Annotated in this window: 20 protein-coding genes and 1 pseudogene; 14 read left to right on the forward strand and 7 right to left on the reverse strand. The window is 72.3% G+C overall.

The features are described 5' to 3' along the window. Positions 1-170 precede the first annotated feature (170 nt). The 4 genes from OHS57_RS03020 (at position 171) to OHS57_RS03035 (ending at position 2307) form a co-directional block, all read left to right on the forward strand. Positions 171-533: a sortase-dependent protein gene (locus tag OHS57_RS03020; RefSeq protein ID WP_328580903.1), complete on the forward strand. Its 363-nt coding sequence runs from the start codon at positions 171-173 to the stop codon at positions 531-533. Beyond that, the gene (locus OHS57_RS03025; protein ID WP_328580904.1) at positions 530-1141 is read left to right on the forward strand and encodes a class F sortase; all 612 of its coding nucleotides are present in this window, start codon (positions 530-532) and stop codon (positions 1139-1141) included. The genes OHS57_RS03020 and OHS57_RS03025 overlap by 4 nt, the downstream gene beginning before the upstream one ends. Before the next feature lie 157 nt (positions 1142-1298). Then, complete coding sequence (locus OHS57_RS03030) at positions 1299-1790, forward strand: RNA polymerase sigma factor (RefSeq protein ID WP_328580905.1); 492 nt, start codon at positions 1299-1301, stop codon at positions 1788-1790. Then, on the forward strand, positions 1774-2307 hold the full coding sequence (locus tag OHS57_RS03035; protein ID WP_328580906.1) for a hypothetical protein: 534 nt from the start codon (positions 1774-1776) through the stop codon (positions 2305-2307). The genes OHS57_RS03030 and OHS57_RS03035 overlap by 17 nt, the downstream gene beginning before the upstream one ends. A 25-nt stretch (positions 2308-2332) precedes the next feature. Here OHS57_RS03035 and OHS57_RS03040 read toward each other — a convergent pair whose 3' ends face one another. After that, positions 2333-3313, reverse strand: a complete 981-nt coding sequence (locus tag OHS57_RS03040; protein ID WP_328580907.1) for a YihY/virulence factor BrkB family protein — start codon at positions 3311-3313, stop codon at positions 2333-2335. Further along, complete coding sequence (locus OHS57_RS03045) at positions 3310-5127, reverse strand: thiamine pyrophosphate-requiring protein (RefSeq protein WP_443043045.1); 1818 nt, start codon at positions 5125-5127, stop codon at positions 3310-3312. The genes OHS57_RS03040 and OHS57_RS03045 overlap by 4 nt, the downstream gene beginning before the upstream one ends. Before the next feature lie 148 nt (positions 5128-5275). Between OHS57_RS03045 and OHS57_RS03050 the strand changes: the two genes are divergently transcribed. Together OHS57_RS03050 and OHS57_RS03055 are read left to right on the forward strand one after the other, a co-directional pair. Further along, the gene (locus OHS57_RS03050; protein ID WP_328580909.1) at positions 5276-6127 is read left to right on the forward strand and encodes a GAF and ANTAR domain-containing protein; all 852 of its coding nucleotides are present in this window, start codon (positions 5276-5278) and stop codon (positions 6125-6127) included. 42 nt (positions 6128-6169) lie between these two features. Further along, positions 6170-6946, forward strand: coding sequence for a GAF domain-containing protein (locus OHS57_RS03055; protein WP_328580910.1), 777 nt, complete (start codon positions 6170-6172; stop codon positions 6944-6946). Between the two features lie 59 nt (positions 6947-7005). Here OHS57_RS03055 and OHS57_RS03060 read toward each other — a convergent pair whose 3' ends face one another. After that, entirely contained in the window at positions 7006-7383 is a 378-nt protein-coding gene (locus OHS57_RS03060; protein ID WP_328580911.1) for an SsgA family sporulation/cell division regulator, read from the reverse strand. A 380-nt stretch (positions 7384-7763) separates the two neighbouring features. Here OHS57_RS03060 and OHS57_RS03065 point away from each other — a divergent pair, with 380 nt between their 5' ends. The 7 genes from OHS57_RS03065 (at position 7764) to OHS57_RS03095 (ending at position 13919) form a co-directional block, all read left to right on the forward strand. Beyond that, the gene (locus OHS57_RS03065) at positions 7764-9263 is read left to right on the forward strand and encodes an ATP-binding protein (RefSeq protein ID WP_328580912.1); all 1500 of its coding nucleotides are present in this window, start codon (positions 7764-7766) and stop codon (positions 9261-9263) included. Next, positions 9260-9691, forward strand: coding sequence for a roadblock/LC7 domain-containing protein (locus tag OHS57_RS03070; RefSeq protein ID WP_041998877.1), 432 nt, complete (start codon positions 9260-9262; stop codon positions 9689-9691). Before OHS57_RS03065 ends, OHS57_RS03070 begins: the two co-directional genes overlap by 4 nt. Beyond that, positions 9688-10053: a DUF742 domain-containing protein gene (locus OHS57_RS03075; RefSeq protein ID WP_041998874.1), complete on the forward strand. Its 366-nt coding sequence runs from the start codon at positions 9688-9690 to the stop codon at positions 10051-10053. The genes OHS57_RS03070 and OHS57_RS03075 overlap by 4 nt, the downstream gene beginning before the upstream one ends. Further along, positions 10031-10741, forward strand: coding sequence for a GTP-binding protein (locus OHS57_RS03080; protein WP_241778838.1), 711 nt, complete (start codon positions 10031-10033; stop codon positions 10739-10741). Before OHS57_RS03075 ends, OHS57_RS03080 begins: the two co-directional genes overlap by 23 nt. Continuing rightward, positions 10738-12042: a cytochrome P450 gene (locus OHS57_RS03085; RefSeq protein ID WP_443042832.1), complete on the forward strand. Its 1305-nt coding sequence runs from the start codon at positions 10738-10740 to the stop codon at positions 12040-12042. The genes OHS57_RS03080 and OHS57_RS03085 overlap by 4 nt, the downstream gene beginning before the upstream one ends. Continuing rightward, the gene (locus OHS57_RS03090; RefSeq protein WP_328580913.1) at positions 12039-13298 is read left to right on the forward strand and encodes a cytochrome P450 family protein; all 1260 of its coding nucleotides are present in this window, start codon (positions 12039-12041) and stop codon (positions 13296-13298) included. The genes OHS57_RS03085 and OHS57_RS03090 overlap by 4 nt, the downstream gene beginning before the upstream one ends. A gap of 63 nt (positions 13299-13361) precedes the next feature. After that, complete coding sequence (locus OHS57_RS03095; RefSeq protein ID WP_041998869.1) at positions 13362-13919, forward strand: hypothetical protein; 558 nt, start codon at positions 13362-13364, stop codon at positions 13917-13919. Between the two features lie 36 nt (positions 13920-13955). Here OHS57_RS03095 and OHS57_RS03100 read toward each other — a convergent pair whose 3' ends face one another. From OHS57_RS03100 to OHS57_RS37750, 3 genes are all read right to left on the reverse strand, one after another. After that, a complete protein-coding gene (locus OHS57_RS03100) occupies positions 13956-15302 on the reverse strand; it encodes an NtaA/DmoA family FMN-dependent monooxygenase (protein ID WP_328580914.1) in 1347 nt (448 codons plus the stop codon). 10 nt (positions 15303-15312) lie between these two features. Beyond that, positions 15313-16425: an LLM class flavin-dependent oxidoreductase gene (locus OHS57_RS03105; protein ID WP_328580915.1), complete on the reverse strand. Its 1113-nt coding sequence runs from the start codon at positions 16423-16425 to the stop codon at positions 15313-15315. 135 nt (positions 16426-16560) lie between these two features. After that, the gene (locus tag OHS57_RS37750) at positions 16561-16668 is read right to left on the reverse strand and encodes a putative leader peptide (RefSeq protein ID WP_443042833.1); all 108 of its coding nucleotides are present in this window, start codon (positions 16666-16668) and stop codon (positions 16561-16563) included. Between the two features lie 244 nt (positions 16669-16912). On the opposite strand from OHS57_RS37750, the pseudogene OHS57_RS03110 reads away from it, so the two are divergent. Continuing rightward, positions 16913-17902: pseudogene (locus tag OHS57_RS03110) on the forward strand (PLP-dependent cysteine synthase family protein); the annotation flags it as partial. Here the strand turns inward: OHS57_RS03110 and OHS57_RS03115 are convergent. Continuing rightward, on the reverse strand, positions 17882-18055 hold the full coding sequence (locus tag OHS57_RS03115; RefSeq protein ID WP_328580916.1) for a hypothetical protein: 174 nt from the start codon (positions 18053-18055) through the stop codon (positions 17882-17884). The pseudogene OHS57_RS03110 and the gene OHS57_RS03115 sit on opposite strands and share 21 nt — an antisense overlap. Between the last annotated feature and the right edge of the window lie 2 nt (positions 18056-18057).

Consider the following 18057-nt stretch of genomic DNA (forward strand, 5'->3'; position numbering starts at 1 on the left):
GGTCCGCAGACAGGTGCGGACCCGCACCGCATCGTCGTCCCCGGACGGCGGTCTCCGACGGCTTTGCCGTCTCTTTACAACTCGGCGTACCGCCGCCTCGTCTCTCCTGTCGATCCGTAACCCAGCCCGCCGAGCACGAGCGCGGGCGGACCGACGAAAGAGAGCGATCCATGCGCCGAACAGTCCCCTTTGCCGTAGCACTCGCGTGCACCGCTGTGCTGGCGAGCACGGTGCCCGCGTTCGCCGACGGGCCGACGCCCTCCGCGAGCGCCGCACCGGCCCGCCCCTCCGACGCCGCCACCGCGGAGCCCGCGACGCGCGCCAGCGCGGTGCCGAGCGCCGCACCGGCCCGTCCGACCGACCGCGCGGGTGAGGTCTCCGTCGTACCGAGCGGTGCACCTGACACCGGGGTCGCGACGGCGCCCGCCGGGTCGGGTACCACCGAGGGGCTGATCGGTGCCGGCGCGGCAGCGCTGGTCGCCGGCGGCGCCGCCGTCTTCGTGGTACGCCGCCGGCGGGCGACCTTGGCATGACCCCGCTCTCCAGGCGCGCGTTCGCCACAGCGGCGATGGCCTCGTTGCTGGTGGGCTGCGGCGGTCACGGCGAAGGGCGTGCGACAGCCGCACTCCCCCGCAGTACGCCGCCGCCCGCGCGGCCGTCCGCGAAGGCGGTGCGCGCCGTCGGGCGTTCGGTCCCCGTCACCTTGCGAATCCCGGCCATCGGCGTCGACACCCCGCTCATCCAGCTGGGGTTGGCGCCGGACGGCAGTGTGCAGGTGCCACCGGTCGCGGCCCACGACCGCGCGGGCTGGTACCGGCATTCGCCGACACCGGGCCAGCGCGGTCCCTCGGTGATCCTGGGGCATGTCACCGTCGGCGCCTACGGGGACGGGATCTTCCGTCACCTCGTGCGGCTGCGGCGGGACGACCGGATCGTGGCGCGCCTGGCGAACGGTACGGCGGCGGGGTTCACCGTCGACAGCGTACGGACGGTGTCCAAGGCGGACTTCCCGACGGACGCGGTCTACGGGGACGTGGACCGGCCGGAGTTGCGGCTCGTCACCTGCGGCGGACCACGGACAGGTGACGGGTACCGCGACAACGTGATCGTGTTCGCGACCCTCAGCTCCGTGAGCCGCTGAGCCGCTGAGCCGCTGAGCCGCTGAGCCGCTGAGTCGCTGAGTCGCTGAGTCGCTGAAGGCTGACCCGCTGACCCCGCCACTCGGATCCCGGGCCGGAGGCACCGGCCCGGGGTCCTCGCCCTCTTACCCCCCACACGCATCATGACCATGGAGAACGTTGAAACGGTCCCGCGAGAAGGCAGCGTCCGAACTGTTCGCCGCCGTCTACCCGCGCCTCGCCGGCTGGTGCCGCCGGCTCGTCGACGACGACGGGACGGCCCACGAGATCGCCTCGGAGGCATTCACCCGGCTGTGGGCGCGCTGGACGTCCGTCGCCGAGCCGCGTGGCTTCCTCTACGTCACCGCCGCCAACCTCGTCCGGGACCACTGGCGCAAGCTGGAGCGCGAGCGCAAGGCCGTGCACCGCGCCACCGCCGAGGCAGCGGTGCGTCCGCAGGAGGAACAGGCCGACCCTTCGGTGCGCCTGCTCGTGCAGTCACTGCCGGAACGGCTGCGCGTCCCGATACTGCTGCACTACTACGCTGACATGCCGATCCGGGAGGTGTCCGTGCTGACCGGGCGCAAGGAAGGGACCGTCAAGGCCGATCTCCACGCGGCCAGAGAACTGCTCCGCGCACATCTGAGGAGAAGCCTTGACCACACACTCTGACGAGGGTCCCGAGTTCGAACCCGACGACCCGCTGACCTACATCCTGCGGCCCACGTCCGACTACCTCCCGCCGCCGCCCGGCAGGTTCCGGGCGGTCCGCCGGGGTGCGGGCCGCCGCCGGATGCTGCGAACGGCGGCCGGGATCGGTGTGTCGGGCGCGGTCGCCGCCGCCGTCCTCGTCGCGCTGCCGCTCGGCGCGTCCTCGTCCCAGCCGCCCGCGTCCCCGACGGTCCCGCTGGCGCCGCCCGCGCCGAGCAGACCCACGCCGACGACGACCCGGCCGGTCGCACCGCCGCAGGCGACCCCGTCGGCGCGGCCCGAGCCCTCGGATCCCCGCCCGTCCGACCGGCCGAGGACCGGCGCTCCCAGCTCCGCGCGTACGGCTGTCTCCGCACGGTCCGTCGCCCCGTCGGCCGCGCGCGGCCGCGCCGACACCACCGCGGGGGCGCAGCAGCCCCCGCGCGGCGAGCCGTCCCGGCCGCTGGAGGCACCGGGGGCCACCGCGGCGGGCCGCTGACCGATGCGGCGAGTCCGCACGGTCTTCAGGCCAGCCGCTCCTTCTCGTCCTCGGTCCAGGTGCGGGTGTCCCGGGGTTCGACGTAGGGCTCCTTGCCCGCGGGGTAGCCGCCGGCGACCGCGCGCTGGCGGGCCAGTTCGGCGTCGAACTCCAGGCCGAGCAGGATCGCCAGATTGCTGATCCACAGCCACACCAGGAAGACGATCACGCCGGCGAGCGTCCCGTACGTCTTGTTGTACGAGCTGAAGTTGGCCACGTAGAAGGCGAAGCCCGCCGAAGCGATCATCCAGAGCACCAGGGCGACAAGGCTGCCCGGGGTGATCCACCTGAAGCCGCGCCCCTTGGCGTTGGGCGAGGCCCAGTACAGGAGCGCGATCATGGCCGTGACCAACACGACCAGCACCGGCCATTTCGCGATCGACCAGACGGTCAGGGCCGAGTCGCCGATGCCGAGCGACGTGCCGACCTGCCGGGCCACGCCGCCGGTGAAGACGACGATCAGCGAACTGGCCACCGCGATCAGCATCAGGACCACGGTGATGGCGACGCGGACCGGGAGGACCTTCCACACCGGGCGCCCCTCGGGCACGTCGTAGACGACGTTCGACGTGCGGATGAACGCGGCGACGTACCCCGAGGCGGACCACACCGCCAGCAGCACACCCACCACGGCCAGGATCGAGCCGAGTCCGCCGTTGCCCTGCAACTGCCGTACCGCGTCGCTGACGATGTCCCGGGCGGAACCGGGGGTCAGCTGCTTGAGGTTGTCCAGGACCTGGTCGCTCGCCGACTGCCCGGCGAGCCCCAGCAGCGAGACGAGCACCAGCAGCGCGGGGAACAGCGACAGCACGCTGTAGTACGTCAGAGCCGCTGCGCGGTCGCCGAGTTCGTCGACCTGGAACTCCTTGGCGGTGCCTTTCAGTACCGCCCACCACGAGCGCCTGGACAGTCCGGTCGGCTCGTCCGGTGCCCGCCGCTCGACCTGTTCGTCCGGCCCGGGACTCACGCGTCCTCCTGGGTGCCCGGCCGGTCGTCGCGGTGCCGGTGACCGGGCAGCATCTCCTGCGCCTTGGACTTCAGTCCCTGCCGGATCATGCCCAGCCGGTCGCTGTCGCCCTTGACGATCGAGGAGGCCGCGGCCTCGATCTGGTCGAGATCGGCGTGCGGCGGGATCGGCGGCACGGCCGGGTCCGTACGGAAGTCGATCACGAAGGGTCGGTCGGCCGCGAGCGCGCGCTGCCACGCGTCTTCCACCTCACCGGGCTCCTCGACCCGTACGCCTTCGAGGCCGATGGAGCGGGCGAAGTCCGCGTACCGGACGTCGGGCAGCTCCTGCGAGGGGAGGAACTGCGGGGCGCCGGTCATGGCGCGCATCTCCCAGGTGACCTGGTTGAGGTCCTGGTTGTTGAGCACGGCGACGATCAGCCGCGGATCCTGCCACTCGGACCAGTACTTGGCGGCCGTGATGAGTTCGGCCATGCCGTTCATCTGCATCGCGCCGTCCCCGACGATGGCGATGGCCGGCCGGTCCGGGTGGGCGAACTTGGCGCCGATGGCGTACGGGACACCGGGGCCCATGGTGGCGAGCGTGCCGGACAGCGAGCCGCGCATCGCGCCGCGCAGCCGCAGATGCCTGGCGTACCAGTTCGCCGAGGAACCCGAGTCGGCGGTCAGGATCACGTTGTCCGGCAGGAGCGCGTCGAGTGCGTGCACGACGTACTCGGGATTGACGGGTTCGGCGTCCACGGCCGCGCGCCGCTGCATGACCTCCCACCAGCGGGCGGTGTCCTTCTCGATCTTCTTACGCCACTTGCCGTGCTTCTTCCGCTCCAGCTGCGGCAGCAGTGCCCTGAGCGTCTCGCGGGAGTCCCCCACGAGGTTGACCTCGAACGGGTAGCGCAGCCCGACCATGAACGGGTCGATGTCGATCTGCACCGCGCGCGCCTGGTCGAACTCCGGCAGGAACTGGCTGTACGGGAAGCTGGACCCGACCACGAGCAGCGTGTCGCAGTCCTGCATCAGCTCGTACGAGGGACGGGTGCCGAGCAGCCCGATCGAGCCGGTCACATACGGCAGTTCGTCGGACAGGACGTCCTTGCCGAGCAGCGCCTTGGCCACGCCGGCGCCGAGGACGTCGGCCAGTTCCTCGACCTCGGCGCGCGCGCCGCGCGCGCCCTGGCCGATCAGGACGGCGACCTTCTCGCCCGCGTTCAGCACCTCGGCGGCGCGGCTGATCTCCTCGGCGGCGGGGACCGGCGCGTACGAGCCGACACCGAGGCTGGAGGGCACCATCTTGAACGCGTGCGACGGCGGCGTGTAGTCCAGCTCCTGGACGTCGGCGGGGATGATGACGGCGGTGACGGTGCGCTTCGCGTAGGCGGTGCGCATGGCCCGGTCGATCACGTTCGGCAGCTGCTGGGGGACGGTCACCATCTCGCAGAAGTCGGAGGCGACGTCCTGGTACAGGCTCAGCAGGTCGACCTCCTGCTGGTACGAGCCGCCCATGGCGCTGCGGTTGGTCTGCCCGACGATCGCCACCACCGGCACGTGGTCGAGCTTCGCGTCGTACAGACCGTTGAGCAGATGGATCGCGCCGGGCCCCGAGGTCGCGGCGCACACCCCGACCTTGCCGGAGAACTTGGCGTAGCCGACCGCCTCGAAGGCGGACATCTCCTCGTGCCGGGACTGGATGAACGTGGGCTTGTTCCCGGCCCGCCCCCACGCGGCGAGGAGGCCGTTGATGCCGTCACCCGCGTAGGCGAAGACATGGTCGACGTCCCACTCGCGCAGCCGCTGGAGGATGAAGTCGGACACCTTGATCGACACAGGTTGGCCTTTCGGTGCAATCGCGGGGCGGTGACGGAATCGTGGGGGTTGAGGATGCTGGCGACGTATGCCGCAGTACCCGCGATTCCCGGGGCCTAACGCGCGCTCGTCCGGCCGGGGGCCTCGGACGGGGGTGAATACTATGGACGGTGGATGCGACGACGATCGGGCGTCGTTGCCGGAGGTGGACGCGATGGAGCCCGGCGATCTCGACGGGGACGACGAGAGCGGTACCCGCCGGTCCGACGCGTACGCGCCGGAAGAGGCCGGCTCCGGCGGTCGTGACCGGCTCTTCCACGCGCTGGCCGTCGCGGTCGACGGCCGGGACGCGCAGGAGATTCCCGCCGCGCTGTGCAGGGCGTGCGTGGACGTGCTCGACATCACCGGCGCCTCGGTCTCCCTTTCGGGCGGGCCCGAGGTGCGCACGCTGTGGTGGTCGAGCAGTCCGGTGGCGGAGGCCCTGGCCGAGGCCCAGTACACGCTGGGGGACGGGCCGTGCCACAGCGCCCTCTCGCTCGCCGCTCCGGTGCTCGCCGGCGATCTCACCCAGGGCGTCGACGCGCGCCGCTGGCCCGTCTTCGCGCAGCGTGCCGTGGAGCTGGGGGTGCGGGCCGTCTTCTCCCTGCCGCTCGGCAGCGAGGCCATGACCGTCGGCACGCTCGATCTCTACCGGGAACAGCCGGGCAACCTCAGTGCGCGGGACATGGCCTTCGCGTTCCCCGCGGGGGACGCCATCACGCTGTCGCTGATGCGGCTGCACGCCGCGGACGTCGGCGCGGGGGCCGTCGGCGGACAGGACGTCAGTTCCTGGCTGGACGCGGCGCAGAGCGAGCACGAGGAAGTGCATTACGCGACGGGCATGGTGATGGTGCAGCTCGGCGTCGATCCGCAGTACGCCCTGGCCAGGCTGCGCGCGTACGCTTTCCTGGAGAGCCGGACGGTGACCGAGGTCGCCCGGGACGTCATCGCGCACAGAGTGATCCTCGACGAATAGGCCCGTCACCGCGGCGCCGAAGACAGAGACGGTGGATCCGGCATGAGCCGCCAGCAGCAGATCTCGGAGGCTTTTGTCAGCCTCACCGACACCTTCGCCCCTGGCGTGGATCCCCTGGTCCTCGTCGACCGGCTCGTCGACCACTGCGTACGGCTCACCGGCGCTGACGCCGCCGGAATCATGATGGTCACGGCACGCGCCGGGCTGCGGACGATGGCCGTGTCCGACGAGCGCGCCGATCTGCTGGAGATCTTCCAGCTGCAGACCGGCGAAGGCCCGTGCGTGGACTGTCTGCGGGACGGCCGGCCGGTGGACGCGGCGGACCTCGCCGAGCACGGGGACCGCTGGCCGGGGTTCGTACCGCTGGCGCGCGCCGCGGGATTCCGCAGCGCGCACGCCGTACCCGTACGGGTCAACAGCCAGGTGATCGGCGCGCTCAACCTGCTCGGCGCCGCGCCCCGCGCGCTCTGCGACGACGATCTGCGGCTCGCGGGCGCGCTCGCCGATGTCACGGCCGTCGCGCTGATGCAGTGGGAGGCCGAGCCGGTACGCCCGCAGGACGTCCTCACCCTGGTCCAGGCGGTCATCTCGGCGAAGGCGACGCTGGAGACGGCGAAGGGCATGCTCGCGGCCGACGGACTGCTGACCCCGGCCGAGGCCGCCGCCGCTCTGCGGGCGTACAGCTCGCGGCAGGGCAGACGCCCGAGCGAGATCGCCCAGGAACTCGTACACCGCACGCTCGACCCGGCCGCCGTGATCACGTCCCGGGCCGCAGTGGTCACGTCCCAAGAGGAACCCCGCACGCCGGACGCGACCTAGGGAGTGTCCGCGAAGTCTCGTCTGGCCAAGGGCGGACGACGATACTTCGCGGACACTCCCTAGGGCTCCGACAGCAGCCGGGTGGTCAGCGCGTCCCAGTCCACGCCGTGCGCCTCGGTCTCCCTGGGCACCGAGGCGTACGTACGCTCCAGCCAGCGCCGCAGGCCGGCCCGGTCGATCTCGAAGAGGGCGTACGCCTCGCTCGGCCCGAGCCGCAGCCGCAGCTGTCCCTCGGCCCCCTGGCCGGGCGAGGGCCACGCCCGGACGGCGCCGATGCCGGAGAACACCCGGAGACCTGAGCTGAGCAGCTCACGCGAGAGGTGCCAGACGACCGGCGGCCGGCCGGCCGGGGTGAGGACCAGCGTCACGCCGAACGGGTCGGCGCGGTCGTAGCGGAACCGCGCGAGCACCGGGACCCCGGCGTCCGGCAGACGCATCTGACGCACTGTCGTCACCAGGTCGGAGGGCTCCTGACCGCGCAGGCGTGTCGTGGCGGACGTCGGGCATCGGGTCATGGAGCTTCCGTTTCAGCACGGCAGGACAAGGGCACCTTCTCGCGCGCCGTCGCCGCGCTGACCGCCGTTGGCGGAAGGCGATCGGTCTGCTGCCCCGGCAGGGCCGTTCCATACCCGTATGCCGGAAATTGTTCGCGCGGGCTCATCGTCGCGGTCGGCCGGTGGAAGCGTGTGGTGACGACAACAATCGAACAACTACCGCCCGCAGTCGCCTAATTGCTCATATGATCTGAACGTTTCCGATCACTCCCGTCCCGGGAGCCCCACCATTTCGGGAAGGTTTCTATCTTCGTGGCCGTGGTTTGCGTGTACGTCAGAGTGTGGTCGCCGTGCTGAGCGGGACGGCCCGCCGGGCGGCCTGGTCAGTGATCGTCGTGGTCGTGGCGGCGGGGTGCGCCGCTCTCGCCGGCTGGGCGTTCCCCGAATCGGCGCGGCCGTTGCTGGCCGGCGTCTGTGCGGCGGCGTTCGTACTGGCGGTGGTCTGGGCGCTGTCGCTGCGTCACCGGCTCGCTTCGGTACGGGCGGAGTACGCGCGCGACCAGAGCACGGCGCAGGCCAGGGGCGCGGCGGTCGCCGCCCTGACGGCCGAGCTGCCGGCCGTCGTCGAACAGGTGCGTACGGGGCAGGAGCTGACCGGCCTCACCGGCAGATTCGCGCGGCCCGACGCCACCGGGGAGACCTTCGCGAGGGACATGGACGCGCTGGTCGCGTGGTTCGCCGAGAAGGGGCCCGCCGAGGCGGTCCGCCAGGAGCGGGCCATGCGGGACGCGGTGATGGCGGCCTTCGAGGCCGTCGCCCGTACGGTCCATCAGATGGCGACGGTGCAGCAGGAGGTCCTGGACCGGGTCGAACAGACGCTGAGCGATCCGCGGTTGATGGGCCCGGTCATGCAGGCCGACCACGCGGCGGCGCAGATGACCCGCAAGGCGCAGGTGCTGCTGGTGATGTGCGGGGTGTGGCCGGCCGTGCGGGAGTCGCGGCCCGTCTCGCTCTACGACTGCGTGCGGGGCGCGAAGTCGCGCATCCTGGAGTTCCAGCGGGTATCGGTGCACGGCGGCGAGTCGCTGTACGTGGCGCCGCCCGTGGTGGAGGGGCTGATGCACAGCATCGCCGAACTCCTGGAGAATGCCACGGTGTACTCCCCTTCCTCCACCCAAGTCGTCGTCACCGTACGGGAGGTGGCGGCCGGGGCTGTGGTGGAGATCGACGACGCCGGTCTCGGCATGCCGTACGACGTGCTGGAGCAGGCCACCGCGCAGCTGCGGGACGATCTGGACCTGACCCAGCTCGGCGCCGTACCCCGGCTCGGGCTTGCCTGCGTCGGGCGCTGGACGCGTGAACTGGGCTTCCGGGTGGAGCTTTCGAGTGCTTCGGCCTACGGCGGGACCCGAGCGGTGACGTTCGTGCCGCTGGCCCTGCTGACCGAACCCGCGGCCGTTTCCGCGCCGCCCCGGCCGATCGCCGAGGAGAGCGCTACAGCGGTTCCGGTGGCGGCGGCGGTGCAGACCCCGGGCGGGCTGCCCGTCAGGCGCAGCCGGCGCCGGGGAGCGGCCGCCGCCGCCCGTGCCAACGGATCGGCAGACGCCCCACCGCTGTCAGCCCCTGGCGACGCGGCGGAGGACGCCCCCGCCTGGTCGCCGGAGGCCGCAGCCGCTTCGATCTCCAGCGTCGTGGCCGGCACGCTGAAGGGCCGCAGGACCAACGCCGCGGGCGGCGGGGACGTCAGCGACAGCGACGAGACAGACAGCACAGCCGTGGACAGCGACGACGTACCTACACAGAATGATGGAGGCCGGTCATGACCGGAATCGCCCGACTCCCCGACCTGGGCTGGATGTTGGAACCCCTGACCGCGCTGCCCGGCGTCCGGCACGCCGTCGTCCTGTCCGAGGACGGGCTGCTCCGTGGCCGGTCGTCCGCCGAGTCGGCGCCCGCCCTGGGCAAGGACACCGCGGACACGCTGTCGGCGGCCAGCGCCGCTCTGGCGGCGACCAGCAAGTCCACCGCCGCCCTGCTGTACGGGGAGGACGCGGCGGTGCGGCAGGTGATGGTGGAGTCCGATCGCGGCTTCGTGCTCTTCACCTCGGGCGGTGTCGGTGCGCAGTTGGGCGTCGCTGCCGAACTCGACGCGGACATGGGGCGGGTGGCCCATCAGATGCAGGTCCTGGTCGTGAAGATCAACGAGCACCTGAGCAGCCCCGCGCGGGAGCCGGTGAGCCCGTCGTCATGACGGAACCGCAGGAACGGACCGTCCCTGCGATCCGGCCCTACGTCATCACCGGCGGCCGGGCGGACGCCGAGGGGCCGACGCTGTCCTGGGAGTCCCTGGTGGTCGCCGTCGACCCGGAGCAGCCGGCCGGGGCAGCGGCGTTACAGCCGGAGCACCGCGACATCCTGGCGTACTGCCAGGGGCTGATCTCGGTCGGCGAGGTCGCGGCGTACATCGACCAGCCCCTGCCGGTCGTCCGGGTGCTGCTGTCCGACCTTCTGACCTGGGGACTGATACTGACCCGTCCGCCCATTCGCCGGGCCGAACGCACCGACGTGAGCATGCTGCAAAGGATCCTGGATGGCCTCGAACAACAAATCTGAGCCGTCGTCGGGCGTCGGTGTCATGGAGAGCGGCGCGCCGGACGGGAGCACGGCGGACGGGAGCACGGCGGACGCGGGCGCACCGGGCGGAAGCGCGCCGGGCGCGAGCGCACCCGCGTACCTCGCGCCGGGCGTCGCGGGGGCTGCCAAGATCATGGTGGTCGGTCCGCTCGGGGTCGGGAAGACCACCCTGATCGGCACGGTCTCCGAGATCGCGCCGCTCCAGACCGAGGCAGCGATGACGCAGGCGGGCTCCCGGGTGGACACCGGCGGGCCCGCGGCGAAGACCACCACCACGGTCGCGCTGGACTTCGGCCGGATGACGCTCGGCGGCGAGCTGGTGCTCTACCTGTTCGGCACGCCGGGCCAGCACCGCTTCCTGCCCGCGTGGCGTGACCTCGCCATCGGCGCGCTCGGCGGACTCGCCCTCGTGGACACCCGCGACCTGAGCGCCAGCTTCGACGCCCTCGGGCATCTGGAGGACCTGGACCTGCCGTTCGTCGTCGCCGTCAACCAGTTCCCGGACAGCCCGACCCACCCCGAGGACGACCTGCGGACCGCACTCGACCTGCTGCCCAGCACTCCCCTGGTGATCCTGGACGCCCGTGACCGTACCTCCAGCGTCCGGGCGCTGATCACGCTCGTGCGCCACCTCATCCACATCGACTCCGTCAGGGAGCTCGCGTGACCGCCACCCCCTCCGCCGTCCCACCGCACGACGCCGTCCCACCGCACCAGCAGGTCCCGGCCGTCGACCCCCGAAGGCCCACGCCGCTGTACGGACCGGAGCTGGACGGCGACACGCTGCCCGCCCTGTACGAGGAACTGCGGCGCGTGCACGGTCCGGTGGCCCCGGTGATGCTCGCCCCCGGACTCGACGCCTGGCTGGTCCTGGGCCACAGCGAGCTGCTGCGGCTCACCCGGGAGGAGCACCACTTCTCCCACGACCCGCGCCGCTGGCGGCTCATGCAGGAGGGCAAGGTGCCCGCGGACTCGCCGATCCTGCCCATGGTCGGCTACCGGCCCGCTGTGCTGTTCGCCGACGGCCGCGAGCACCGCCGGATGCGGCAGCCCGTCTCGCTCGCCCTGACCGGCGTGGACGGACACCAGCTGCGCCGTACGGTCGAGGCGGCGGCCGAGCAGCTGATCGCCGGGTTCGCCGACCGCGGCGAGGCCGATCTGGTGCTGGACTACGCGCGCAAGCTGCCGATGCGGGTCATCACCGGTCTGCTCGGTCTTGACGAGACCACCGGGCAGGACCTGGTGCGGGCCATCTCCGGGCTGTCCCGCGCCGACGCGTCGTCCGCCGACTCCGGAAAGCGGATGGACGAGATCCTGTACGCGCTCATCGCGGAGAAGCGGCGCCGGCCCGGCACGGACATCACCTCCGTCCTGCTGCGCCATCCGGCGAATCTGTCCGACCCCGAGGTGCAGGCCAATCTGGTGTCGATCCTGGTGGCCGGCAACCAGACCGTCCTCAACTGGATCGCGACCACGCTGCGCATCATCCTGTGCGACCCGTCGTTCCAGTCGTCGCTGACGGGCGGCCGGCTCAGTGTCGACGACGCGCTCGACCTGGTCCTCTGGCGCTTCCCGCCGACGCAGAACTTCCCCGCCCGGTACGCCACGGGCGACCTGCGCTTCGGCGGTCAGGACATCCGTACGGGTGACATGCTCATCCTGGGACTGGCCGGCGCCAACGCCGACCCGAGCATTCTTCCCGACGACGGCGTCCCGGTCGTCGGCAACCGCTCCCATCTGGCCTTCGGTGCCGGGCCGCACGCCTGCCCCGCGCAGGACCCGGCGCGGCTGATCACCAGGACCGCCGTGGACACCATCCGCCACCGGCTGCCCGACCTCAAACTGGCCGTACCGGAATCGGAGCTGTCCTGGATCAACTCTCCCTGGAGCAGGGGGCTGCGCGCCCTGCCCGTCCGATTCACCGCCCCGCAACCGCACCTCGCACGGCAGGCAGGAGCACTCCGTTGACCTCGTCCCACACGCCCGAACCGCCCGTGGACGTCCCGTACCGGATCGACCCGGCGGGCGGCTGTCCGCACGCCACCAACGCCGCCCTCCTCGCGCGCGGTGGGGTGGCGTCCGTCGTCCTGCCCGGCGAGGTGCCGGCCGTGGCGGTCCTGGGGCACGAGGCGCTCAAGGAGTTCCTGGCCCACCCCGATGTCGCCAAGGGCGACACGCACTTCGCGGCGCTGCACGACGGGCGGATCCCGGAGGACTGGCCGCTGCGGGCCTTCGCGAGCGTGCAGGGCATGACCACCGCCGACGGGTCCGAGCACCGGCGGCTGCGCTCCCTGGTGACGGCCGCTTTCACCCCGCGCCGGGTCGAGGCGCTCAGGCCGAAGGTGGAGGCGCTGACGGCCGAGCTGCTGGACGGCCTGGACCGGGTGGCGGCGGAGGGCGACGGCACCGTCGACCTGCGGCGGCATTTCGCGCTGCCGCTGCCGCTCGACGTCATCAGCGAACTCCTGGGCGTCGACCGCGAACACCGGGAGCAGCTGCACGAGCTGTCCAACCGGATCGTGAGCACCGATGTCAGCCCGCAGGTCGCGCAGGCAGCCAGCCGCGATGTGCTCGCCGCGCTCGCCGCCGTCGTCGAAGCGCGCCGTGCGGCGCCGGGGGACGATCTCACCAGCGCCCTGATCGCGGCCAGCGAGAGCGAGAACGACCAGCTCAGTGAGGCCGAACTCGTCGGCACGCTGCTGCTGATGATCATCGCGGGGCACGAGACGACGCTGAACCTGATCGGCAACAGCGTCCGCGCCCTGTGCGCGCACCGCGACCAGCTGGAGCTGGTCCGCGAAGGGCGGGCCAGCTGGTCGGACGTGGTGGAGGAGACGCTGCGCTGGGACAGCCCGGTCAGCTACTTCCCGTTCCGCTACCCCACCCGTGACCTGACGGTGGACGGCACCACGATCCCCACCGGCACCCCGGTCCTCGCCGCGTACTCCGCCGCCGGGCGTGACACGGCGGCCCACGGTCCGGACGCCGACCGCTTCGACATCACCAGGGAGACCAACCGGCACATCTCCTTCGGCCACGGCCCGCACTTCTGCCTCGGCTCGCCGCTGGCCAGGCTGGAGGCGACAGTCGCCCTGGAGCAGCTGTTCACCCGCTTCCCCGACCTGGACCTCACCCTCCCGGACGCCCAGCTCCCCCGGCACGCCAGCTTCATCGGCAACGGCGTACAGGAACTGCGCGCCCGGCTGCGCGGCCCGGTCCGCTGACGGCGCGCGCCGTGTGACAGGGTCGGCGGTGACCGAAGGCAGCAGAGGGTGAAGGGGAGTTCCGTGGACGCACGGACGTGGGACGGGCTTGTCAGCTCGATGAAGGCCGCCTACAGCGCGGAGCTGGGCCAGGGCGCCGTGCCGAGGCCGGTCATCATGCCGCTGGTACGGGGCGAGTTGGTGGGGCTCATCTGGGTCCGTCCCTTCACGGCGGGCGACGACGGGCAGACCGCCGTCGCCGAGCTGTCGAACATCGCCGCCGCCGCAGGCGCGGACGAGGTGGTGCTCGCCTGGGAGAGCGACGACGTCGCCACCGCCTGCCGACTGCCCGTGTCGGGCCCCGCGCCCTGCCTGAACATGGTCCACGCCACGCGGGACGGGCATGTGCTGCACCGGTTCCCGTACGAGGAACAGGCCGGCGCCGGCTCACCGGCCGAACCGCGGTGGCTGCCGCCCCTCGCGCCCGAGCCGGCCGGTGAGTTGGTGCCGCCCGTCCAGGCCGCTGTCAACTACGCCTTCATCCCGATGGAGATGGACCATCCGAACCCGTTCGGCGTCACGGTGGTCCTGATGGAGAAGGACGGCCATCAGGTACGCCTGTCGGAGACGTTCGCCCGCTGAACACCGGCCGAGGGCGGCGACGGCGACGCCAGGACGTCACAGCGGCGGCAGGTCCAGGTGCTCGCGCAAAGTGGCGCCCTCGTACGCGGTGCGGTAGACGCCCCGCTCCTGGAGTTCCGGCACGAGCTTGTCGACGATGTCGTCGATGGAGGCCGGCAGCAGATGCGGCAGCAGGTTGAAGCCGTCCACCGCGCGGCTGCTGACATAGCGGGTCCACTCGTCGGCGACGGACGAGGGGGTCCCGACGAAGGACGGGTGGCCCGGGGAGACCTCGGCCACCAACTCGCGTATCGACAGGTTCCGTTCGGCGGCGAGGTCGCGCCACTTCTGGATCAGGGCCAGCTTGCCGCTACGGTGCTCGATCGAGATCGTGCCCCGCGAAGGGTCGAGTTCGTCCTCGGTCGGCTCGATGTCGGGCAGCGGTCCTTCCGGGTCGTAACCGGACAGGTCGGTGCCCCAGTACTGCTCCAGGAAGGCGATCGACCGGGGGCCGTTCACCTGCTCGCCGCGCACCCAGCGGGCCTTTTCCGCCGCCTCGGCCGCGGTGTCGCCGAGGACGAGGCTGGCGCCCGGCAGGATCCGCAGCGAGTCCGGCGTACGGCCGTGGCGGGCCAGCCGGTCGCGCAGGTCGGCGGCGTAGGCGACGGCCTTGCCGTACTCGGTGTTGGCGGAGAAGACCACATCGGCGTGGCGCGCGGCGAGTTCGCGTCCGCCGTCGGAGTCGCCCGCCTGGAACAGCACGGGGCGGCCCTGCCTGCTGCCCGGCAGGGTGGCGGTCGCCCGCAGCCGTACGAGGTCGCTGTCCCGCTCCACCGGGCTGACGGCGCCGGGCCTGGCCCAGCCGGCGGCCTGCCCGTCGGGCGCGACGGCGTCCGGGGCCCAGGACGCCCACAGCTCCTTGGCCGCTTCGACGAACTGTCCCGCCCTGTCGTAGCGGCGTTCGTGCTCCAGCCAGCCGCCACGGCGGAAGTTGGCGCCCGTCCAGGCGTTGTCGGTCGTGACGATGTTCCAGCCGGCCCGGCCGTCGGACAGCAGATCCAGGCTCGCCAGCCTGCGGGCCAGGTCCGCCGGGTAGTTGTAGGTGGTGTTCTGCGTCGCGACCAGGCCGATCCGCTCGGTGACGGCGGCGAGCGCGGAGAGCTGGGTGATCGCGTCGGGGCGGCCGACCACGTCGAGGTCGAAGACCTGGCCGCGGTTCTCCCGTACCCGCAGCCCCTCACCGAGGAAGAACGCGTCGAACAGGCCGCGTTCGAGGGTCCGCGCGATCTCCACGAACGTCTCGATCGCCGTGTGGGAGGGCGCGTCCGGGTCGGTCCAGATCAACTGCGGCCCGACGCCGGTGAAGAACACGCCGAGGTGGATTCGGGGTTGGGGTTCGGTCATGGCACTCACCTCAGTTGCTCGTCGCCGCGGCGGCGAATCGGTTGGCGGGGCGGGGCAGGCCGAGCGTTTCGCGCAGGGTGGCGCCCGCCCTCGGGGCGCGGGTCAGCCCCGCGGCGGCCAGCTTCGGCAGCACCCGCTCGGTCAGGACCGGCAGGTCGACGGCGAGTACGGCGGGGTGCAGCCTGACCCCGTCGACCGACTCCGCCAACCGGCCCAGCAGATCGACCAGTTGCTCCGGTGAGCCGACATGGCGCACCGCACCGGAGGCCGGCCACTCGGCCGCTCCGTCCAGCTCGGCGAGCCGGGCGGCGGCCGGCCTGCCGGCGTCGAGGACGACCTCCACGTCGGCGAAGACCAGCGGGGCGCCCGCTTCCCTGGCCTGCCCGGCGCGGGCGGCGACGGCGGCGGGATCGGGCCGTCCGACCAGGACCACGTCGGCGCGCGCGTCGGCGTCCAGCGTGTCCGGCACGAGCACGACCAACTGGCCCTGCGGCGGACGCGGCGTGATCAGCGGGCCCTTGACGCTGAACGTAGGCCCTTCGAAGTCGATGTGACGGATGCGCCGGGAATCGACGAAGCGGCCGGTGGCAACGTCCTTGATGACCGCGTCGTCCTGCCACGAGTCCCACAGGGCGCGGGCGGTGTCGATGACGTCGGCGATCTCCCGGTGCAGCGCCGCGGCGGCCGGTGCCGCTCCCCCGACGGTCGCGAGGTCGTCCGGGCCGGCCGCCGCGCCGACCACCCAGCCGGCCCGGCCGTGCGAGGCGTGGTCCAGGCTCGCCAACTGGGTGGCGAGATGGAACGGTTCCGTGGTGGCGACATGCAGGGTGGGTGCGAGGCCGATCCGGTCGGTCAGCGGCGCGACGTAGGCGGCCCTTGTCCCGGCCTCCAGCCGGCCTGCGGCTGTCCCCGGCCCGGTGCCCGGTGGCAGCGGGGAGTCGGCGAAGGTGACGAGGGTGAAGCCGGCGCCCTCGGCCGCCGCGAGCACGTCCCGCAGTGCCGCGGAGGTCAGTACGGCGGCGGGCGGCCGTCCCGAGTGGCGCCAGGCTGCCGGATGGGCGCCGTCGCCGTCGGCCTCCAGGGCGATGTGCAATGCGGTGCGCCCGGCGTCGCTGTCAGTCATTTGGATGCCTCCGGTCGAGGTGAGTTCAGGGCAGGCAGGGGCCGGCCGAGGCGTACGGGCAGGCCGGACGCGGCAGTTGCCGATCACGGAAGGCGCGGCTGAGGAACACCGGACGCGCGAGGCGTACCTGGGGGCTCAGCGGGCCGGCGACGTCCTCGGACACAGTGCGCTGCTCACCCGGAGCAGGTCGACATGGCGCCGGGAGACCAACGGTCCGTCGTCGCGGCGGTGGGGCGCCTGCATACCGTTCACCTCACCGTCGTCGGATCGGGCAGCGGCTCGTCCGCCGCCGCGCCGAAGCGTGTGATCGTCCTTCACGGTAACCGTCGGCGCGCGGTCGGGATTTCCCACGGCAGCCCCATTTCACACGACTGAAACGATGCGGCCGCCGCCGTCCCCGGCGCCCGCGGGGCCGCGCCGCCCGGATAGCCTGGCCGCGGCTGACGTCACGGATTCGGCGGCACGAGCGCACGCAAGGAGCACTGCTTTGGACGTCCACGCATCCCTGGCCGACGTGGTCGGCAACACCCCGCTGGTGCGGCTCAACCGCGTCACCGGTGCGGCGCCCGCGCCGGTCTACGTGAAGCTGGAGTTCGTCAACCCCGGTGGCAGCGTGAAGGACCGTGCCGCGCTGGCGATGATCGAGGCGGCCGAGAAGGCCGGGGTGCTGCTGCCGGGCGGTACCGTCGTCGAGGGCACCTCGGGCAACACCGGGGTCGGTCTGGCCATGGTCGCCGCGCAGCGCGGCTACCGGTGTGTCTTCTCGATCTCGGACAAGAGCAGTACGGAGAAGGTCGCCCTGCTGCGCGCGTACGGCGCCGAGGTGATCGTCTGCCCGAGCAACGTGCCGCGCGAGCATCCCGACCATGTGCGCTCGGTGGCCCGCCGGGTCGCCGGGGAGACCCCGGGGGCCTGGCTGGCGAACCAGTACGACAACCCCGCCAACCCGGAGGTCCACTTCCGTACGACGGGTCCGGAGATCTGGCGGCAGACCGACGGGCGGATCACGCATCTGGTGTCGGGGATCGGCACCGGCGGCACCATCTCCGGGACGGGCGAATACCTCAAGGAGGCGAGCGGCGGCCGGGTGACGGTCGTCGGCGCCGACCCGGAGGCGTCGGTCTACTCCGGCGGCGACGGCGGCGCGTACTCCGTGGAGAGCATCGGGCACTCCCGCCACCCGGACACGGTCGACGACACCTGGCCGACCGCCTACCACCAGGCGGTCGTCGACCGGTTCGAGCGGATCAGCGACCGCGACTCGCTGCTGACCGCCCGCCGGCTGGCCCGCGAGGAGGGCCTGCTGGTCGGCGGTTCGGCGGGCACGGCGGTGGCCGCGGCCGTCCGGGTGGCGGCCGAGCTGACCCCGGACGATCTCGTCGTGGCGGTGCTGCCGGACTCCGGCCGCAACTATCTCTCCAAGGTGTTCGACGACGACTGGATGCGCCGACTCGGCCTACTGGACGGCGAACTCCCCGGCTGACGCGACCGGTCCAGGACCCGCGGCGCGGCCCTCGCCCGCGAGGTCGCGGAGGCGGGTGCCCGGGTGGTCGTCGAGCAGCCGGGCGTTGCCCTGCCCGAAGAGCCGTTCGCGCAGGGTCTCGCCGTCCTCGTACGACTCGCGGAACAACC

Source organism: Streptomyces sp. NBC_00370 (assembly GCF_036084755.1).
GTDB lineage: Bacteria > Actinomycetota > Actinomycetes > Streptomycetales > Streptomycetaceae > Streptomyces.